The sequence below is a fragment of the Microbacterium sp. NPDC056057 genome (assembly GCF_042266945.1).
In the GTDB taxonomy this organism is placed as follows: Bacteria; Actinomycetota; Actinomycetes; order Actinomycetales; family Microbacteriaceae; genus Microbacterium; species Microbacterium trichothecenolyticum_C.
On record NZ_JBHJWS010000002.1, the window covers coordinates 364,410 to 382,654 of the forward strand.

Annotated in this window: 16 protein-coding genes; 4 read left to right on the forward strand and 12 right to left on the reverse strand. The window is 71.5% G+C overall.

The genetic code is table 11. The features are described 5' to 3' along the window. Positions 1-14 precede the first annotated feature (14 nt). The 4 genes from ACFC1K_RS09495 to ACFC1K_RS09510 form a co-directional block, all read right to left on the reverse strand. Positions 15-1,364 carry an RDD family protein gene (locus tag ACFC1K_RS09495; RefSeq protein ID WP_375871413.1) on the reverse strand — a complete coding sequence of 450 codons (1,350 nt, stop codon included), beginning with the start codon at positions 1,362-1,364 and terminating at the stop codon, positions 15-17. A 131-nt stretch (positions 1,365-1,495) separates the two neighbouring features. Then, complete coding sequence (gene purH / locus ACFC1K_RS09500; RefSeq protein ID WP_375871414.1) at positions 1,496-3,100, reverse strand: bifunctional phosphoribosylaminoimidazolecarboxamide formyltransferase/IMP cyclohydrolase; 1,605 nt, start codon at positions 3,098-3,100, stop codon at positions 1,496-1,498. A 25-nt stretch (positions 3,101-3,125) separates the two neighbouring features. After that, entirely contained in the window at positions 3,126-3,728 is a 603-nt protein-coding gene (gene purN, locus ACFC1K_RS09505; RefSeq protein WP_375871415.1) for a phosphoribosylglycinamide formyltransferase, read from the reverse strand. A 4-nt stretch (positions 3,729-3,732) separates the two neighbouring features. After that, positions 3,733-5,433 carry a DUF6350 family protein gene (locus ACFC1K_RS09510; protein WP_375871416.1) on the reverse strand — a complete coding sequence of 567 codons (1,701 nt, stop codon included), beginning with the start codon at positions 5,431-5,433 and terminating at the stop codon, positions 3,733-3,735. Between the two features lie 128 nt (positions 5,434-5,561). On the opposite strand from ACFC1K_RS09510, the gene ACFC1K_RS09515 reads away from it, so the two are divergent. Next, the gene (locus tag ACFC1K_RS09515; protein ID WP_310288979.1) at positions 5,562-7,043 is read left to right on the forward strand and encodes an NCS2 family permease; all 1,482 of its coding nucleotides are present in this window, start codon (positions 5,562-5,564) and stop codon (positions 7,041-7,043) included. Between the two features lie 57 nt (positions 7,044-7,100). On the opposite strand, the gene ACFC1K_RS09520 is transcribed toward ACFC1K_RS09515, so the two are convergent. The 4 genes from ACFC1K_RS09520 to ACFC1K_RS09535 all read right to left on the reverse strand — a co-directional run bounded on the left by ACFC1K_RS09520 (position 7,101) and on the right by ACFC1K_RS09535 (position 10,487). Further along, complete coding sequence (locus ACFC1K_RS09520) at positions 7,101-7,844, reverse strand: SUMF1/EgtB/PvdO family nonheme iron enzyme (RefSeq protein ID WP_310288977.1); 744 nt, start codon at positions 7,842-7,844, stop codon at positions 7,101-7,103. Between the two features lie 37 nt (positions 7,845-7,881). Beyond that, on the reverse strand, positions 7,882-9,450 hold the full coding sequence (locus tag ACFC1K_RS09525; RefSeq protein WP_375871417.1) for a polysaccharide deacetylase family protein: 1,569 nt from the start codon (positions 9,448-9,450) through the stop codon (positions 7,882-7,884). Continuing rightward, on the reverse strand, positions 9,447-9,971 hold the full coding sequence (locus ACFC1K_RS09530; protein WP_375871418.1) for a hypothetical protein: 525 nt from the start codon (positions 9,969-9,971) through the stop codon (positions 9,447-9,449). The genes ACFC1K_RS09525 and ACFC1K_RS09530 overlap by 4 nt, the downstream gene beginning before the upstream one ends. A 75-nt stretch (positions 9,972-10,046) precedes the next feature. After that, positions 10,047-10,487, reverse strand: coding sequence for a nitroreductase family deazaflavin-dependent oxidoreductase (locus tag ACFC1K_RS09535; RefSeq protein ID WP_310288973.1), 441 nt, complete (start codon positions 10,485-10,487; stop codon positions 10,047-10,049). Positions 10,488-10,546: 59 nt separating this feature from the next. Between ACFC1K_RS09535 and ACFC1K_RS09540 the strand changes: the two genes are divergently transcribed. Beyond that, positions 10,547-10,780, forward strand: coding sequence for a tautomerase family protein (locus ACFC1K_RS09540; protein ID WP_310288970.1), 234 nt, complete (start codon positions 10,547-10,549; stop codon positions 10,778-10,780). A 61-nt stretch (positions 10,781-10,841) separates the two neighbouring features. Here ACFC1K_RS09540 and sucD read toward each other — a convergent pair whose 3' ends face one another. The 4 genes from sucD to ACFC1K_RS09560 form a co-directional block, all read right to left on the reverse strand. Next, the gene (gene sucD, locus ACFC1K_RS09545) at positions 10,842-11,744 is read right to left on the reverse strand and encodes a succinate--CoA ligase subunit alpha (RefSeq protein ID WP_375871419.1); all 903 of its coding nucleotides are present in this window, start codon (positions 11,742-11,744) and stop codon (positions 10,842-10,844) included. A gap of 33 nt (positions 11,745-11,777) precedes the next feature. Continuing rightward, positions 11,778-12,941, reverse strand: coding sequence for an ADP-forming succinate--CoA ligase subunit beta (gene sucC / locus ACFC1K_RS09550; RefSeq protein ID WP_310288966.1), 1,164 nt, complete (start codon positions 12,939-12,941; stop codon positions 11,778-11,780). 88 nt (positions 12,942-13,029) lie between these two features. After that, positions 13,030-13,593, reverse strand: a complete 564-nt coding sequence (locus ACFC1K_RS09555; RefSeq protein WP_375871420.1) for a Rieske 2Fe-2S domain-containing protein — start codon at positions 13,591-13,593, stop codon at positions 13,030-13,032. Next, positions 13,506-14,621: an NAD(P)/FAD-dependent oxidoreductase gene (locus ACFC1K_RS09560; protein ID WP_375871421.1), complete on the reverse strand. Its 1,116-nt coding sequence runs from the start codon at positions 14,619-14,621 to the stop codon at positions 13,506-13,508. The genes ACFC1K_RS09555 and ACFC1K_RS09560 overlap by 88 nt, the downstream gene beginning before the upstream one ends. A 123-nt stretch (positions 14,622-14,744) precedes the next feature. Here ACFC1K_RS09560 and ACFC1K_RS09565 point away from each other — a divergent pair, with 123 nt between their 5' ends. Together ACFC1K_RS09565 and ACFC1K_RS09570 are read left to right on the forward strand one after the other, a co-directional pair. Continuing rightward, positions 14,745-15,434 carry a TetR family transcriptional regulator gene (locus ACFC1K_RS09565; RefSeq protein WP_311292706.1) on the forward strand — a complete coding sequence of 230 codons (690 nt, stop codon included), beginning with the start codon at positions 14,745-14,747 and terminating at the stop codon, positions 15,432-15,434. A gap of 63 nt (positions 15,435-15,497) precedes the next feature. Further along, complete coding sequence (locus ACFC1K_RS09570; protein ID WP_310288959.1) at positions 15,498-18,218, forward strand: cation-translocating P-type ATPase; 2,721 nt, start codon at positions 15,498-15,500, stop codon at positions 18,216-18,218. The last annotated feature ends 27 nt before the right edge of the window (positions 18,219-18,245 follow it).

Sequence of the window (18,245 nt, forward strand, 5' to 3'; positions counted from 1 at the left end):
CTCGCTGTGCTGCCTCAGCCGATGCGGACGCGGGCGCGCCGTTCGCCGAGCAGCAGGGTGTCTCCGGAGCGGACCGCGATGCCCTGGCCGGGCGGAAGTGCGTGCTCGACGCCGTCGCGGATCACCGCGCTCCCGTTGGTCGACGCACGGTCGATCGCGATGATGCTGCCACCCGTGCGCAGGAGCGCCAGGTGGGTCTTCGAGATGGATTTCGACGGGTCGTCCAAGGGAACGAGCGCGAGACCGGCGTCCCCCGGCCCGGCCGCCGGATCGCGGCCGATCAGGATTCCGGACCCGGCGAGCGCGATGCGGGCGCCGTTGTCGAACTCGAGGACGACGCCAGTCGCAGGGTCGGCCGGCGACGACGACGGTGGTGCCGGGGTTCCGGGCGCGGCCGCCAGGCCCACTGGGACCGGCGCGGGTGCGGGGCTCGCGTCCGGCAGCAGCCGGGGCGGCGTCCACGGGATCCCCGGCCCGGAGGAGGGCGCCGTCGGCACGATGGCCGCCGGCGCGACACCGGCCGGCGCCACGACGGCAGGTGCGAGCGCGGGTGCCGAAGCGGACGCGGGGGACGCGGCATCCGTTCCGCTCGCCTCGGCGGTCGACGGGTAGGCGTCGGTACGCGGCGCACCCACGACTCCCCCGCTGCTGCGGGTGACCGGGATGTAGGCGCCCGTGCCGGGGGCGGTCGCCGAGGTGGCGAGGGAGCGCAGCTCGCTGCGCTCGTCCGCGAGGTCGGTGGCGGCGGTCTTGCGGGCGATGCGCATGCGCTTGACGTCGTAAGGGTTGAGCCCGTCACGCGCGTCGACGAACCACGTCGCCCCGGCAAGGTCTGCCCAGCCGCGGCCCCGCCGCTCGGGGTCGAACAGCGGCGAGCACACGATGACGAGCACCGGACCCACCAGCGGCACCAGGAAGCTGCCGTACAGCACGAGAGAGCGCACCACCGCGCCCCGCCAGAAGCCCGGGCGCTCGAGCGTGCGAACGTTGACCGATCGGATCCCGGTCATCGCCTTGCCGACGGTGACGCCCTTGCGCCCGTGCAGCACGAGCTGCACCACGACGAACGCGGTCGTCAGCGCCGCCGATGCCGCCCCGCACGCGATGACCAGGCCGAGCCGGCCGGGGGCCGCGAGCGCCGCCGCGTCCGGCGGCGCCGTCGTGCTCAGGAACGCAGGAAGGGTGACGAGGAGGAACGGGAGCTGGAGCACGAGCAGGATGCCGAGCTCGATCGATGTGGAGAGCACGCGCCGCCCGAACGGCGCCCTGCGCAGCCCGAGTGTCGCGGCGTACTCCGGCTTCGGCCGGCCACGCCCATCGAGCCCCTCGACGGCGCGCGTCGAGTCGTCGATCTCCCAAATCACGGGTCCTCCTGGCGAACGCTCCGCATCGACCCTATCCGGACGATCGTGCCCGTCCCGACGAGAACCAGGACATGGGGAAATAGCCCCATGTCCTGGTCGATCGGCAGGACGGCCCCTCCGGGTGACCTGCGTCAGTGGAAGAAGTGGCGCTCGTTCGTGAAGAACATCGTCACATTCGCGGCCTTCGCGGCGGCGATGACCTCGTCGTCGCGGACCGAGCCGCCCGGCTGGACGATGGCCGCGATGCCCGCGTCGAGCAGGATCTGCGGGCCGTCGGCGAAGGGGAAGAACGCATCCGATGCGGCGACCGACCCGGCGGCGCGGTCACCGGCGCGCTCGACCGCGAGGCGGCACGAGTCGACGCGGTTGACCTGGCCCATGCCGATGCCGACCGTCGCCGAGTTCTTGGCGAGGACGATGGCGTTCGACTTGACCGCGCGGCAGGCCTTCCACGCGAAGATCAGGTTGGTCATCTCCTCGTCGGCCGGACGCTCGCCCGACACCAGCTGCCAGTCCTTCGCGACGGACTCGATGTCGTCGGGGAAGCGGTCGGCGTCCTGCAGCAGCAGACCGCCCGAGACCAGGCGCACGTCCATGCGCTCCTGCTGCCAGTCGGCGGGCAGCTGCAGCAGACGCAGGTTCTTCTTCGCCTTGAACACCTCGAGCGCCGCCGGCTCGAACGCGGGCGCCACGATGACCTCGGTGAAGATGTCCTTGAGGTTCTCGGCCATCTTGAGGGTCACGGTGCCGTTGGCGGCGATCACGCCGCCGTACGCCGACACCGGGTCGCACTCGTGGGCGCGCAGGTGCGCGCTCGCGATGGGGTCGAGGGCGTTGGGCGCCGTCACCGCGATGCCGCACGGGTTCGCGTGCTTGATGATCGCGACGGCGGGCTTGACCATGTCGAAGGCGGCGCGGAGGGCGGCGTCGGCGTCGACGTAGTTGTTGTACGACATCTCCTTGCCCTGGAGCTGGATCGCCTGGGCGATGCCGTGGCCGCCGTTGCGGGTGTAGATCGCCGCACGCTGGTGCGAGTTCTCGCCGTAGCGGAGGGTCGCGAGGCGCTCGGCCTTGATCGTGAGGTGCGCCGGCAGGGCCTCCTCGAGGAGCGTGCCCTCGGTGAACCAGGTCGCGACCGCGCGGTCGTACTCGGCCGTGTGCGCGAAGGCACGGGCTGCGAGCTCGCGACGCTGCACGAGCGTCGTGCCGCCCGCGCGGACGGCGTCGATGACCGCCGGGTAGGACGACGGCGAGACGACGATCGCCACGTTGGCGTAGTTCTTCGCCGATGCACGCACCATGGCGGGGCCGCCGATGTCGATCTGCTCGACGACGTCGTCGCCCTGCGCGCCCGAGCGCACGGTCTCGACGAACGGGTACAGGTTCACCACGACGAGCTCGAACGGGGCGATGTCGAGCTCGGCGAGCTGACGCTCGTGGTCCTCGAGGCGGAGGTCGGCGAGGAGGCCGGCGTGCACGCCCGGGTGCAGCGTCTTCACGCGGCCGTCGAGCGACTCGGGGAAGCCCGTCACGCTCGACACGTCGGTCACGGTGTAGCCGGCCTCACGCAGCAGCGTGGCGGAACCGCCCGTCGACACGATCTCGACACCGGCCGCCGCCAGCGCCTCGCCGAGCGTCAGCAGGTCGGTCTTGTCGCTCACCGACACGAGTGCGCGGCGCACCGGGACGACGTCGCGGGGGCGGTACAGGGCGGGGTCGTGGCTCGGTCCGGCCATGCGGGTCTCCTCGGTGGGGTGGGGGTCAGAGCTGGGCGCTCGCGGACACCGCCGCGAGGTCGAGGTCGCCGGTCGCGACGCGGCGCACCACGTCGATCAGGAGGCGGCGTTCGACGGGCTTGATGCGCTCGTGCAGGGCGTGCTCGTCATCGTCCGGGAGCACGGGCACGCGCTCCTGGGCGAGGATCGGCCCCGAGTCGACCCCGTTGTCGACGATGATGACGCTGGCCCCGGTCTGCGCGACGTCGGCGGCGAGCGCGTCGCGCACGCCGTGCGCACCGGGGAACTCCGGCAGGTACGCCGGGTGGGTGTTGATGATGCGCGGCGACCACGCGTCGACGAGGTCCGCCGGCAGCAGGCGCATGAGACCGCTCAAGACGACGAGGTCGGGCTGCCAGACGTCGAGCTGGGTGGCGAGCTCGGCACCCCACTCCTCGCGGCTCGCGAACTGCGCGAACGGCACCATGAACGTGGGGATGCCGTACTCCTCGGCGTGCGCGAACCCGTCGGCCTCGCGATCGGCACCGACGACGACGATGCGGGCCGGGAACTCGGGATCGGCCGCCGCGTCGAGCAGAGCGCGCAGGTTGGAGCCTGTGCCCGAGATGAGAACAGCGACCGTCAGCACCGCATCAGTCTAGCCGCGGGAGTTCGATCGGCTCGGTCGTCGCGTCCGATGTGACGCCACCGCCGGCGTCCGGCAGCGGTGCCGGGCGCGCTCCGCGCACGGGAGGGGACGGATGCCGCTCCTCGGCGTCCTCGGCGGGCACCGCGCCCGATCGTCGGGCCGTGAACGCCGCGACCGCGGCGAAGGCCGCAGCCTCCGGCGGTTCGGGGTGCGGCTCGTCGTCCGCCGCCGGCTCGACCCCGGCCGTCGCGGGCGCGGAGTCCTGCGCGGCCGAGTTCCCGCCCCCCGCCGAACGCGGCGACAGCAGCAGGATCGCCGCGCCGAGCAGCACTTCGAGGCCGACCGCCAGCGCGACGGGCCCGGCATCCGGTCCGAACTCGGCCAGTCGCCCCGGTCCGAGGGACCCCGACGCCGCCCAGGCCAGCAGGGCCGCGGCGCCGCCCGAGAGCAGCGCGATGCCCGCGGTCACGACGAGACGCGCCGCGATCGGATCCTCCGGCGAGTCGACATCCTCGTCGAGAGGCGCGTCGGCGCCGGGCTCCTCCGAGGGGGCCCCCGACAGCAGTCCGCTGAGCGCCGCGGTCTTCCCCGCGTCGAACCGCGACGACGCCGGGCCGGCCGCGGGCGCGGGCTGCAGCTGGGCCCACGCACCCGGAGGCTCCGCGCGGCGCGCCAGCGCCGCGTGGAGGGGGTGTGGGGACCGCTCGCGGAAAGATCCACGGGCGTGCAGGAGCCGCGATCGCGCGATCCACCCGGCGAGCGCGCCCAAGGCGATCGGCAGCAGGGCGAGCAGCAGCAGCCACGAGGTCGTCGATTCGGGGACGGCACCGAGCGCCGGAAGCCCGGGGATGACGCCGACCTGGGTTCCGGCCGGCGAGACCGCCGTGCCCGTGCCGACGGCGAAACCGGGGCCGGCGACGAAGCTCATCCCCCACACCGCGAGCGTCGGCACGTAGGCGAGCTGGACGAGCGTGATGACCGTGGCGCCGATGGGGTCGACGTCGCCCGCCTGGAACAGCGCGACGATCTGCCCTGCGCGGGCGAACAGCGCGACGGCAGCCACCGCGGCACCGATGCCGACGAGCCCGACCACGACGACGGCGGTCCCGCGCGCGACGAGCGCGGGCACCTCTCCCCAGCCGTGCGGCGCCGCCTCGACGCGGTCGCGCAGGCGCGCGATCGCGCCGGACCCCGCCTCGGACCACTCCGTCACGACCGCAGCGACCAGGGCGGGCAGGGCGAACACGAGCGTCGGCACGAGGATCGCCTGCCACGTCTCGGCGCGAGCGACGTCGTTGGCGCCGGTCAGCGCGGCGCCGGTGGTCAGGAGCGCGAACACGGCGCTCGAGGTGAGCACGCCCGTGAGCCACGCGTCGGCGTGCGAGGCGCGCGCACCGGAGCGGGCGGCGAAGACGGCCGTGAACCCGGCGAAGGCCAGCGGGGCGAGCGAGAGGACGAAGGATGCCGCGCCCGCATCGATCCCCGTCGCGGCGAGGTAGTCGGGCGGCAGTGTGATGCTGAGCGGCACGAGGTTGCCGAGCTGCCACACCGACACCGCCGACGGCCACAGCGCGCCCCAGTCCGCGCCGCCGCCGAACCCGAACACCCACAGGAGGGTGAGCGGAGCGAGGGTCACGGCAAGGCCGACGGCCGCCGCGATGACGGCGTCGACGGAGGCGAGAAGGGCGACGATGAGGCGATGCATGCGCCATCGACCCTACTTCGGCGCACCGCCCCGGCCGGGGCGCCCGCGCGCGGGGCCGAGGCATCCGTCCAGCGAATCCTCAGGTTGGGGCAGGAGCGACTAACGTTTCCCCTCGGAGGTCCCCCCACATGAGCACAGCCGAGTCCACGGCGCCCAACGCCCCCGAGACCGAGAACACCGAGACCCCGGAGCCGAAGAACGGCTTCGACAGGTTCTTCGAGATCACCAAGCGCGGATCGACGATCCCCGCCGAGATCCGCGGCGGTGTCGTCACGTTCGTGACGATGGCGTACATCGTCATCCTGAACCCGATCATCCTGTCCAGCGGCACCGATGTCGCCGGTGACACCCTCGGGTTCACGCAGGTCGCCGCGACCACGGCGCTCACCGCCGGTGTGATGACGCTGCTGTTCGGTCTGGTGACCCGCCTGCCGTTCGCGTTCGCGGCGGGCCTGGGAATCAACTCGTTCCTCGCCGTCTCGGTCGTCGGGCAGGTGACGTGGCCCGAGGCGATGGGTCTCGTCGTCATCAACGGTCTGATCATCGTGCTCCTCGCGGCGACGGGCCTGCGGCGCATGATCTTCGACGCCGTGCCGATCCAGCTGAAGCTCGCCATCACGGTGGGTATCGGCCTCTTCATCGCGTTCATCGGCTTCGTCGACGCCGGCTTCGTCACGGCGACCGGCGCGTCCTCGCCCCCGGTGGGACTGGGCGTCAACGGCTCGGTCGCGACGGTGCCGACGCTGATCTTCGTCTTCACCCTGCTGCTGACCGGCATCCTGGTCGCCCGCAAGGTCAAGGGCGGCATCCTCATCGGCCTCGTGACCGGAACGGTCGTCGCGGTGATCGTCGAGGCGATCTGGAACATCGGCCCGAAGTTCTCCGGCGACGACGTCAACCCCGGCGGATGGGGCCTGTCGGTCCCCGAGCTGCCGTCGTCGCTCGTGAGCGTGCCCGACCTGTCGCTCGTCGGCCAGGTGTCGTTCGGCTCGTTCGAGCGCATCGGCGTGCTCGCCGCGCTGATGCTCGTCTTCACGCTCGTCTTCACGAACTTCTTCGACGCCATGGGCACCATGACCGGTCTGTCCAAGGAGGCCGGCCTCGCGAACGAGAAGGGCGACTTCCCCCGCATCAAGTCGGCGCTCATCGTCGAGGGCGTCGGCGCCGTCGCGGGCGGTTTCACGTCCAGCTCGTCGAACACGGTGTTCATCGAGTCGGGCGCGGGCATCGGCGAGGGCGCTCGCACGGGCCTCGCGAACGTCGTGACCGGCGGCCTCTTCCTCGTCGCCATGTTCTTCACGCCGCTCGTGTCGATCGTGCCCACCGAGGTCGCGGCATCGGCCCTGGTCATCGTCGGTGCACTGATGATGTCGCAGATCCGCTTCATCGACTTCTCGGACTTCTCGATCCTGCTCCCGGTGTTCCTCGCGGTCACCGTCATGCCGCTCACGTACTCGATCGCGAACGGCATCGGCGCGGGCTTCATCTCCTGGGTCGTCGTCCGGTCGCTGTCGGGCAAGGCTCGCGAGATCAGCCCGCTGCTGTGGATCGTCGCCGCCGGCTTCGTGCTCTACTTCGCACGCGGACCGCTGGAGACCCTGCTCGGCTGAGCCGTCAGACCACGGACGGAAGCGGATGCCTCGACCCGAGGCATCCGCTTCTGCCTTTCAGCGCAGCGGGGTCCAGCCGGGCGGTGTCGGGCCGTCGTAGGCGGCGCGCTCGGCGTCGGCGCGGGCCGACCATCCCTGCGCGGCATCCGTGCCGTCGAAGCCGCCTCGTGCAACGCGGAAGCCGACGTCGTCGTGGTGCATTCGCGGGGCGCCGCCGCGGCGGGTCGAGGCGCGGACGCTCCACGAGTCGTCGGCGAAGCCGCCGCCGCGGAACACGCGGTAGTCGGCGTAGCGGGCGGGGTCGAGCAGGTCCCAGGTCCACTCCCACACGTTGCCGAGGGTGTCGAACAGGCCGTTGAGGTTGGGCAGCCTGCCGCCGACGTTCTGCGGGGCGCTGACGCCGTCGGCGCTCGTCCACGCGACCTCGGCGAGGAGGCCGTAGTGCGGGCCCGTGGAGCCGGCGCGGCAGGCGTGCTCCCACTCGGCCTCGGTGGGAAGGCGGAAGCCGTCGGCGTCGACGTGCCATGTGACGTCCTCGCCGTCGAACGAGTACGCGGGATCGAGTCCCTCCCACTCCGACGCCGCGTTGCAGAACCGGATCGCGCGCAGCCAGCTGACGTCGGTCGCGGGGCGGCGCGGGTGCGACGCCGGCTCGCCCAGCAGCTCCGCGAGCTGCTCCTGGGTGACGGCGTACACCCCGATCTCGTAGGGTTCGAGCTCGACGCTCCAGCGCGCCTTGCGGCGGGCGTCGTGCAGGGTGACCGTTCCGCCGGCGATGCGGGCGAGCTCGATGTCGGTCACCGCGGAAGTATCCCACGCGGCGGTGGGTGCGGGGCGCTCAGGGGGCGCGACGCCAGGAGCCCGAAGTGGGCAGCTCCCCGCCGAACAGCTGCCGCACGGTGACGAGCTGGAACCCCCGATCGAGGAGCCCGTCAAGGACCGCGCCCGCGGTGCGCGCCGTGACCGCGTGGACGTCGTGCAGCAGGACGATCGACCCCGCGCGCGGCTGTTCGACGGCGCGCGCGATGAGCACGTCGTCAGCCGGGCCTTGCCAGTCGTTGGTGTCGATGTCCCAGAGGATCGCCGGCATGCCCGCAGCGGCGAGCACCCGCGGCGTGAACTCGCCGTACGGCGGACGGAACACGGTGATGTCCTGGCCGGACACCGCTTCGAGCGCCTGCGTGGAGTCGACGACCTGGGCGGTGACCTGCGCGTCCGTCAGCTGGGGCAGATGCGGGTGGTTCCACGTATGACCCTCGACCTCGTGCCCCTCCCTCGTCATGCGGGCGAGCGTCTCGGCGTAGCCCTGCGCGTTCTGGCCCAGTGCGAAGAACGTCGCCGCGGCGTCGCGAGCCGCCAGTTCGTCGAGGATGCCGGGCGTGTACGACGACGGACCGTCGTCGTAGGTGAGTGCGACGCAGGGCACGAGGTCGCAGTCGACGGCGCGGGTTCCCGCGGGGGCCGCGACGGGTCCGGTGTAGAGCTGGCCGGAGGAGGCCAGCACGCGCGCGCCGAGCGGCGAGACCAGGTCGGCCGCCACCTCGGCCGGAATGGCGAACTCGGTGGGCTCGGTCGTCGGCGGCGCGCCGAGCCCGGCCAGGTCGGGTGCGGTGAAGCCCGGTGCGAGGGTGATCACGAGGCCTTCGTCGGACGGCACGGTCGTGCCCAGTGCAGCCTGGATGGCCGCGATCTGGGTCTCATCGCCGACGACGACCGGCCGGTGGCTGAGCGCGCCCGCGTCGCGCCGGAGCGCCTCGACGATGTGCGCGCCGAGTGCACCGGCCGCGCCCTCGGCCCACAGCCCGTCGGCCGTCGCCGTCTCACCGGTCGCGACATCGGTGTACAGCGTCGTCGCCGTGTCGGAGTGGACGCCGGCCGCGTCTCCGCTGAGCACCCGGACGCGCTCGCCCACGATCGTCCCGCCGGCGGCGACGATGCCGCACACGACGGCCGTCCCCGCCCCGCCCACCGGCCCGAACGCGGGATCGGCGAGCAGCTCTGCGGCCGGGCGCCGCGTGCTCTCGGAGGCGCAGCGCCGATCCGCGAGGCCGGACCCGACGGACGAAGGCGTCGGCACGAATGCGGTCCCCGAGGCGACCACGCGGTCCGCGATCGCGCCGCGGACGAACTGCTCGACCTGGGCGTTGAACGCGTCGGTGGTGGCGCCGGCCGGCAGGAGGGCGACGCGGGCCTGGAGGCCGACAGCGTCGTTGCGCACGCGCAAGGGGACGATGCCCGCGCCCAGCGGTCCGTCCGCGGCGGCGGAGATCTCGGGGACTGGATCCGTCGCGTGAACGACCTCAGGCGCCCACGCCGGGGGATCCCAGCCCCCGCGCGACGCCGGCGCGCACGCCGACAGCGCGAGGACCGCCGCGGCGAGGGCGGCCACCATCCACCGCGCCCTCATCGCCGGATGCCTTCCAGCAGGTCGCCGATGGCGGACCGGTACGCCGCCGGTTCATCGCCGTCGGCCGGCGAGACCTGCACCGTGACGCGCACGCTGGGCGCAGCATCCGGTTCGCCCACCCCCGCGACGACGCCGCCGTCGTCGAGGTCGACGTGCACCGCGGTGAGACCGGAGGCGAGCAGCTCCGAACGAAGGGGGCCCGCCGTGGCGGCGACGACGTCGCCGGGCTTCTCGTCGACCGATTCGAGGCTCGCGCGCAGCGCGCCGTCGGGCGTGCGCACCGTGATCGCGTCCTCCGAGTCGCGCGTCACCACCCAGTCGGCGGGGACGATGACCGAGGCGTCGCCGAGGTCGGTCGGGTCGCTCCCGTCGGAGACCTCGCTCGAGAGGTTCGCGATCGTCGGCGGCACCGCCACGAGGGCGGCGGCGGAGACGGCCGCCAGCACGAGGGCAGCGGCCGCGCAGGCGAGCGCGATCTCCCACCGGCGCGCGGCGGATCCGACGCGTGCGTCCTCTGTCACGGCCACCCCCTGACGGGGCCGAGTCTAGGAGCGCGCCGCGCCCGGATCGCTCAGGAACGCCTCAGTTTCCCGAGATCAGTCCTCGTGCGGCTCGAGCACGAAGATCGCGATCTGCCGGTCGGTGCGCTTCTGATAGTTGTCGTAGTCGGGCCAGACCGCCGCGGCACGCGCCCACCATTCGACACGCTCGTCGTCGGCCAGCTCCCGGGCGGTGTAGTCCTGCTTCGCGTCGGCGTCCTGCAGCTCGACGTGGGGCTGCCGGCGCATGTTCTCGGCCCACTTGGGCTCGTCGGGTGCGCCGCCCTTGGACGCGACGACGGCGTAGCGCCCGTCGTGCTCGACGCGCATGAGCGCGGTCTTGCGCAAGGCCCCGGACTTGGCGCCGACCGTGGTCAGCACGATGATCGGCACGCCGCGCAGGGTGTTCGCCTTCTCGCCGTTCGACGCTTCGAACGCCTCGGCCTGCGTGCGGGCCCAATCGGACGTGGACGGCTTGTACTCTCCGGTCAGCGGCATCCCCCCAGCGTAAAGCCGCGGCGCCACAGGTCGGGTCGCGCGACCCCTATGGTCGACTCATGCCCAACCTCAGAGTCGAACTCCTCCCCGGACGCACCGTCGACCAGCGACGCCGCTTCGCCGAATTGGTGACCGATGCCGCCGTCGAGGCACTCGGCGCCCGCCGTCAGGACGTCCGCATCATGTTCGAGGAGGTCGCCGCCGACTTCGTCGCGAACGGCGGCGTCCTCGCCAGCGAAGACGCCGACCGCGCGGGTCAGGTCGCCCGATTCGGCGGTTCCGTCGCCGACTGAAACGACGAGGGACGGATGCTGCAGCACTATGCTGCGGCATCCGTCCCTTGTTGAAGGCTTTTTACAGGCTCTCGATGATCTCGCGCATGAGGGCTGCGGTCTCGGACGGCGTCTTGCCGACCTTGACGCCGGCGGCCTCGAGGGCCTCCTTCTTCGCCTGCGCGGTACCCGCCGAGCCGGAGACGATGGCGCCGGCGTGGCCCATGGTCTTGCCCTCAGGGGCGGTGAAGCCCGCGACGTAGCCGACGACCGGCTTGGTCACGTTCGCCTTGATGAAGTCGGCCGCGCGCTCCTCGGCGTCGCCGCCGATCTCGCCGATCATGACGATCGCCTTGGTCTCGGGGTCGGCCTCGAACGCCGCCAGCGCGTCGATGTGCGTCGTCCCGATGATCGGGTCGCCGCCGATGCCGATGGCCGTCGAGAAGCCGATCTCGCGCAGCTCGTACATCATCTGGTACGTCAGGGTGCCCGACTTCGACACGAGGCCGATCGGGCCCTTGCCGGTGATGTTGGCGGGCGTGATGCCGACCAGCGACTCGCCGGGCGTGATGATGCCGGGGCAGTTCGGGCCGATGATGCGGGTGGTGTTCCCCTTCGACTGCGCGTACGCCCACGCCTCGGCGGTGTCGCCGACGGGCACGCCCTCGGTGATCACGACGAGGAGCGGGATCTCGGCGTCGATGGCCTCGACCATGGCGCTCTTGGTGAACGCGGGCGGCACGAACGCGATCGAGACGTCGGCGCCGGTGGCGTCGATGGCCTCCTGCACCGAGGCGAAGACGGGCAGCTCGACGGGGTTGCCGTCGGCGTCGGTGTGCAGCACGGTGGTGCCGGCCTTGCGGGCGTTCACGCCGCCGACGACCTGGGTGCCGGCCTTGAGCATCAGCGCGGTGTGCTTGGTGCCCTCGCCGCCCGTGATGCCCTGGACGATGACCTTGGAGTCCTTGTCAAGAAAGATCGACATTGTTGTTCGGTTCCTCTGTCAGATGTCTGCGGTTCAGGCGTTGGCGAGCTCGGCGGCCTTGTCGGCGCCCTCGTCCATCGTCTCGGCCAGGGTCACGAGCGGGTGGTTGGCGTCGCGGAGGATCGCGCGGCCCTCCTCGACCTTGTTGCCGTCGAGGCGCACGACCAGCGGCTTCGAGGCGGACGAGCCGAGCTCGGCGAGCGCGCCGACGATGCCCTTGGCGACCGCGTCGCACGCGGTGATGCCGCCGAACACGTTGACGAACACCGACTTCACCTGCGGGTCGCCCAGGATGACGTCCAGGCCGGCGGCCATGACCTCGGCCGAGGCGCCGCCGCCGATGTCGAGGAAGTTGGCGGGCTTCACGCCGCCGTGGTTCTCACCCGCGTAGGCGACGACGTCGAGCGTCGACATCACGAGGCCCGCGCCGTTGCCGATCACGCCGACCTCGCCGTCGAGCTTGACGTAGTTGAGGTCGTTGGCCTTGGCCTTCGCCTCGAGCGGGTCGGCCGCATCCTTGTCTTCGAGCAGCGCGTGCCCGGCGTGACGGAAGTCGGCGTTCTCGTCGAGCGAGACCTTGCCGTCGAGGGCGATGATGTCGCCCTCTTCGGTGAGCACGAGCGGGTTCACCTCGACGAGCGTCGCGTCCTCACCCTTGTAGACGTCGAAGAGCTTCACGAAGACGTCGCTCACCTTGTCGACCAGGTCGGCCGAGAAGCCGGCGGCCTCCGCGATCTCGACGGCCTTCGCCTTGTCGATGCCCGATCCCGGGTTGACGTCGATGCGCGCGAGCGCCTCGGGGCGCTCGACCGCGAGCTCCTCGATCTCCATGCCGCCCTCGACCGACGCGAGCGACAGGTACGAGCGGTTGGCGCGGTCCAGCAGCACCGAGAAGTAGTACTCCTTGTCGATGCGGGCACCCTGCGCGACCATGACGCGCTTGACGACGTGACCCTTGATGTCGAGGCCGAGGATGGCCTTCGCGGCCTCGTAGGCCTCGTCGGGCGTCTTCGCGACCTTCACGCCGCCGGCCTTGCCGCGACCGCCGGTCTTGACCTGGGCCTTGACGACGACGACACCGCCGATCTTCTCGGCTGCGGCACGCACCTCCTCCGGCGTGTCCGCGACGATGCCGGCGAGCACCGGCACCTCGTACTTCTCGAAAAGGTCTCGTGCCTGGTACTCGTACAGATCCACAGTGATTTCCTTCGCAGGTGGCGAATGGGGGTGGGGACGACGCTCAAAAGCGTCTCGACGTCGAGATATCGACCAGTCCCCCAGCCTACTACCGGTCGATGTCCGGTTCTGACCGCAGCGACGCGCCGGGGTCGTCGTCGAGTTCTTCGCCCGGCACACGCGGCAGGCGAGCGAGGTTGCGGAGCGCGGGCCCCTCGACGCGGTGGCCGTCCGCCGTGAACCGCGAAGCGTGCAGCGGGCAATCCCACGTCAGTTCGGCGTCGTTCCACCGCAGCACGCCGCCGAGATGGGTGCAGACGGCGCTCACCGCGCATGTGCGTCCCTCGACCGTGGAGATTCCCACGGGCTGACCGCCTCGGCTGGCGACCACGCCATCCCCCTCGGCCGGCCGACGGACGGGAGTCGGCACGGCCTGCGCGCCGATCCATCCCGATGCCGCCTCCCACCCGATGCGCAGGTTCTGCACGCCGCCGCGAGCGAGGTCGGCGGGCACCGTGAACCGCGTGGCGATCACGTTCATCCAGTCCGGGCGCTCGCGCCGTGGCACCCGCGTGATCTCCGCCGTCAGCCGCAGCGCCGCGGCCGGCGCGTTCGAGAGACCCCACTTCGCGTAGCCGGTGGCGAACCGGATGCGCCCGAGTCCGCGCGGCATCGCGCCGACGAAGGGGATGAGGTCGTGCGACTCGTAGTCCTGCGCCGACCACGACGCCACCGGCTCCGCGCCGGGAAGTGATGCTGCGTCCACGCCACGAGCCCGTTCACCGCGGCCAGAGGGGACGGAGAACGCCCCACCGGGAAGCCGTTGCCGCCGACGACGAGCTGCGCAGCGTGTGCCGGGCCGTCGTCCGCGGTGATCGATCGCACCGACTTCGTCTCGCCGTCGACCGCCAGGTAGAGCCCCTCGAGGAGGGGTCCTTCGGTCGCAAACGCGACGCCCGAGGAGCGCAGTCCCCGCACTTTGGCGAAATACAGCCCCCGGTCGGTGATGGGTGTCGCGGTCGCAAGCACGACGTGGTCCGCGGCGACGAATCCCGCCTCGGTCTCGACACCCGCGCGCGGCACGGCGTGCACCCTGGTCACGCGCACGCCGGTGTGCAGCGTCCCGCCCTCGCGCAGCAGCGCGTGAGTGAGGGCCACGAGCAGTCGCTGCGGATCGATCGCGACCTGACGATCGAGCGCCACCGCGTCGACCATGTCGAACGGCGACTGGGCGAGCAGGTCGGGCTCGACGCGCCGCACCGGCAGTCCCGCCTCGGTGGCGGCGTGCAGCTCGGCCTCGATGACCGCGACCCCCGCGGGCGTCTGCGCATAGGAGTAGGCAGTGCGGTGCGAATACGACACACGGAGCTCATCGGCGATGCTGGTGAGCCACTGCGCGCCGTCGATGTTGGACTCGACGTACGCGCGCACAAGGTTCGCCGGGTGGTGGCGGCGCAGCGCCGACAGGACGGACCCCTGCAGCAGCGTCAGCTTGCCGGTGTTCGCGCCCGATGCGAGGCCGCCCACCTCGTCCGCCTCCACCACGGCGACGTCCATGCCCTGACGGGTCAGCAGCAGCGCGGTCGACAGGCCGGTCAGACCGGCGCCGACGACCACGACGTCGCGTCTGCGGCCTGGCTCGAACGGCGTACCCGCGACGCTCTCGGCATCCTGCTTCCAGATCGGCGTCATCGGTGTCATGGCCCTATAGAAGACCTCCGCATCCGCTGTGTCGACCCCGGTGAAAGCACGAGACCCGAAGCGGGCGTGGCGCGCGCCGGTATGCCGCGCTCACGGTGGTGCGCGCATTAGGCTCTCCCCGAGATGTCCGACACCGCTGCCGCCTCCGCCGCTCAGGCCGCCTCCCGCGCTGCCGTGGTCGCCGCCGCGCTCGAGCTCTTCGCCGAGCAGGGGTTCGACCAGACCTCGGTCGAGCAGATCGCGCAGGCCGCCGGGGTGTCGCGTTCCACCTTCTTCCGGCAGTTCGGCGGCAAGGACGACGTCGTCTTCACCGACCACGAGCTGCTCCTCGAGCGCCTGCGCGAGTTCCTGGCGCAGCCGCATCGCGATCCGTGGGCGGCCGTGTGCGAGGCATCCGTCTTCGTGTACGCGCACTTCGCGGCCGACCCCGAGCTCGCGCGGCGACGCTATGCGGTCGTGCGCGGCGTGCCGGCGCTGCGCGATCGCGAGATCGTGACGGTGTTCCGGTACGAGCGGCTCTTCGACGAGTACCTGCGCGCGTCGCTGCCGGGCCTCGATCCGCTCGACGCCGTCGGGTTCTCGGCGCTCATCACGGCGATCCACAACCACGTGCTGCGCCGGCTCATCCGCGGCCCGAAGAAGGTGCCGGTCTCGGTGCTGCGCACGGCTCTCGACGATGCCCGCCGGCGCTTCGGCGTCCTTCCGGACGGCGAGGCGGATCCTGCCGCCGACCAGGTGGTCGTCGCGGTGTTCCCCCGGTCCATGCCGACCGCCGAGGTGGCCCGCCGACTGCGCGAGCGACTGGACGACTGACCGCCACGGCGCGCCGCTGGAATTCGTCGTCGCTCGATCTCGGTGCGGCGGTATGTTCAACCCATGAGCACCGTGGACACGTCGCCGGACACGGCGGGCAAAGCCCCCTGGTACACACAGGACCCCGATGCCGTCGTCGCCGCCCTGCGCAGCGACCGCGACCGCGGACTGACTGCCGCCGACGCCGCCCAGCGGCTGGCCGAGCACGGACCCAACTCGATCGCGGCCGAGAAGCCGCCGTCGACGTGGCAGGTCGCTCTGCAGCAGCTCGCGGATCCGATGAACGTCATGCTGGTCGCCGTCGCGATCATCAGCCTCTTCATCAACCAGGTGAGCGTCGGCATCCTCGTGGGCGCGCTCGTCGTGCTGAACATCGTGCTCGGCACGCGTCAGGAGATGAAGGCGAAGGCATCCGTCGACGCCCTCGCCAAGATGCAGATCCCGCAGGCGAAGGTCATCCGCGACGGCTCCCTCCTGCAGGTCGACGCCAGGACCCTGGTGCCCGGCGACGTCGTCGCCCTCGAGGCCGGCGACATCGTCCCCGCCGACGGGCGCATCGTGCGCTCGGCGACACTCGAGACCCAGGAGGCGGCTCTCACCGGCGAGAGCGCGCCGATCCCGAAGGATGCCGGCACCCTCGCCGACGCCGAGACCACGCTGGGCGACCGCACGAACATGGTCTTCCAGAACACCCAGGTGACGCGCGGAACGTCCACCGTCATCATCACCGACACCGGCATGCAGACCCAGATGGGTCAGATCGCGTCGATGCTCTCGGCGGTCAAGCCCGCCAAGTCCCCGCTGCAGCGCGAGCTGGACTCGCTCACCGGCGTGCTCGGGTGGATCGCGTGGGGCGCGGTCGCGATCATCATCATCACCGGGCTGCTGCGCGGCCAGGAGATCGCATCCGTGATCCTGCTCGGCATCTCGATGGCGATCTCGGCGATCCCGACCGGCATGCCCTCCTTCGTGCAGGCGATGCTCTCGTACGGCTCGCGCCAGCTCGCCGAGCACAAGGCCGTCGTCAAGAACCTGACGGACGTCGAGACGCTCGGTGCGACGAGTGCCATCAACTCCGACAAGACCGGCACGCTCACGATGAACGAGATGACGGTCGAATCGCTGTACTACCGCGGCGAGTGGTTCACCGTCGCGGGCTCCGGCTACGAGAAGTCGGGCGAAGTGCGCCACGTCGCGGGCCTGCCGGTCCCCCAGTTCAACCAGCTCGCACTCGGACTCACCCTCTGCAGTGACGCGACCGTGTCCGATGACGGTGCGGTGATCGGCGACCCCACGGAGGCCGCGCTCGTCGTGCTCGCCGCGAAGCTCGGCGCCGATGCGGAGCTCACGCGGGCGAAGTTCCCCCGCATCGCCGAGGTGCCGTTCGACTCTGCCTACAAGTTCATGGGCACGTTCCACGAGATCCCGGTGGAAGGCGTCGAGACCCTCGTCGGCTACGTCAAGGGCGGACCCGACGTGGTGCTCGACCGCTGCAGCTCTGTCGCGACGATGGAGGGCGTCGTGCCCATCGCCGACCGCCGTGACGCGATCCTCGAGGCGAACCGCTCGCTCTCGGAGCAGGGCCTGCGCGTCCTCGCCTTCGCGTTCCGCCGCTTCGCGTCCGACGCACCGGTGGCCGACGACCCCATGGCGGCCGTCTCCGATCTCACGTTCGTCGGTCTCGTCGGCATCATCGACCCGCTGCGACCGTCCTCGAAGGAGGCCGTGCGCATCGCGCGCGAGGCCGGCATCGAGGTCCGCATGATCACGGGCGACCACGCGATCACGGCCGCCGCGATCGGCGCGAAGCTCGGGCTCGGCGACGGCGCGGCGAGCGGTGCCGAGATCCAGGCGATGAGCGACGACGAGCTGAAGAAGGCGCTCCCGCGCCTGCACATGTTCGGCCGCGTCACCCCCGAGGACAAGCTGCGTCTCGCGCGCCTCATGCAGGAGGAGGGCGCGGTCGTCGCGATGACCGGCGACGCCGTGAACGACGCCGCGGCCCTCAAGCAGGCCGACATCGGCGTCGCGATGGGCTCCGGCAGCGACGTCACGAAGCAGGCGGGGAAGATGATCCTCGTCGACGACAACTTCGGCACGCTGGTGACGGCGGTGCGACTCGGCCGGTCGATCTACGAGAAGATCGTCAGCTACGTCCGGTTCCAGATGTCGCAGCTGTTCTCGCTCGTGCTGCTGTTCCTCGTCGCGAGCATCTTCGACATCAACAACGGCGTGCCGCTCACGCCGATCATGGTGCTGTTCCTGAACTTCTTCATCGCCATCTTCCCGGTCATCGTGATCCTCCTCGATCCGGTGCCCGACGGCATCATGCTGAAGCCGCCGCGCGACCCCAAGAAGACGATCGCCAACCCGGCGGCGGTGACGCTCTGGTTCGTCTACGGCGGTCTGATCTTCGTCACGACGCTCGTCCCGCTGCTCCTGTACCCCGACCTGCTCAGCTCGACCGTGCCCAACGTGCCGGTCACGATGGCGTTCGTGGTCTGCGCGCTCGGCTCGATCTTCGGCGGACTCGTCATGCGCCGCGATCCCGAGTCGGGTCTCGCCGCACCGATCATCGACGCGGTGAAGTGGCTGTCGATCCCGCTGGCCCTCACGGTCGTCGCGGTCGAGGTGCCGTTCATGCAGCGCCTCGTCGGCACGGTCAGCCTCTCGGGCAACGAGTGGCTCACCGCGCTCGGCCTCGCCCTGCTCGTCCCGGTGCTGATCGAGCTCGAGAAGTGGATCCGTCGCGCGCGGCTCCGCCGCCGCGCCGCGCAGGCCTGACACCGACGCAGAGGACGCGCGCCACCC

Bases quoted from the DNA above. Each gene is read 5' to 3' on its own strand.
- purH (WP_375871414.1), bottom strand. From the start codon at position 3,100: ATGGCCGGACCGAGCCACGACCCCGCCCTGTACCGCCCCCGCGACGTC.
- ACFC1K_RS09510 (WP_375871416.1), bottom strand. From the start codon at position 5,433: ATGCATCGCCTCATCGTCGCCCTTCTCGCCTCCGTCGACGCCGTCATC.
- ACFC1K_RS09515 (WP_310288979.1), top strand. From the start codon at position 5,562: ATGAGCACAGCCGAGTCCACGGCGCCCAACGCCCCCGAGACCGAGAAC.
- ACFC1K_RS09525 (WP_375871417.1), bottom strand. From the start codon at position 9,450: ATGAGGGCGCGGTGGATGGTGGCCGCCCTCGCCGCGGCGGTCCTCGCG.
- ACFC1K_RS09535 (WP_310288973.1), bottom strand. From the start codon at position 10,487: ATGCCGCTGACCGGAGAGTACAAGCCGTCCACGTCCGATTGGGCCCGC.
- ACFC1K_RS09540 (WP_310288970.1), top strand. From the start codon at position 10,547: ATGCCCAACCTCAGAGTCGAACTCCTCCCCGGACGCACCGTCGACCAG.
- sucD (WP_375871419.1), bottom strand. From the start codon at position 11,744: ATGTCGATCTTTCTTGACAAGGACTCCAAGGTCATCGTCCAGGGCATC.
- ACFC1K_RS09555 (WP_375871420.1), bottom strand. From the start codon at position 13,593: ATGCCGCGCGGACTCGGGCGCATCCGGTTCGCCACCGGCTACGCGAAG.
- ACFC1K_RS09560 (WP_375871421.1), bottom strand. From the start codon at position 14,621: ATGACACCGATGACGCCGATCTGGAAGCAGGATGCCGAGAGCGTCGCG.
- ACFC1K_RS09565 (WP_311292706.1), top strand. From the start codon at position 14,745: ATGTCCGACACCGCTGCCGCCTCCGCCGCTCAGGCCGCCTCCCGCGCT.
- ACFC1K_RS09570 (WP_310288959.1), top strand. From the start codon at position 15,498: ATGAGCACCGTGGACACGTCGCCGGACACGGCGGGCAAAGCCCCCTGG.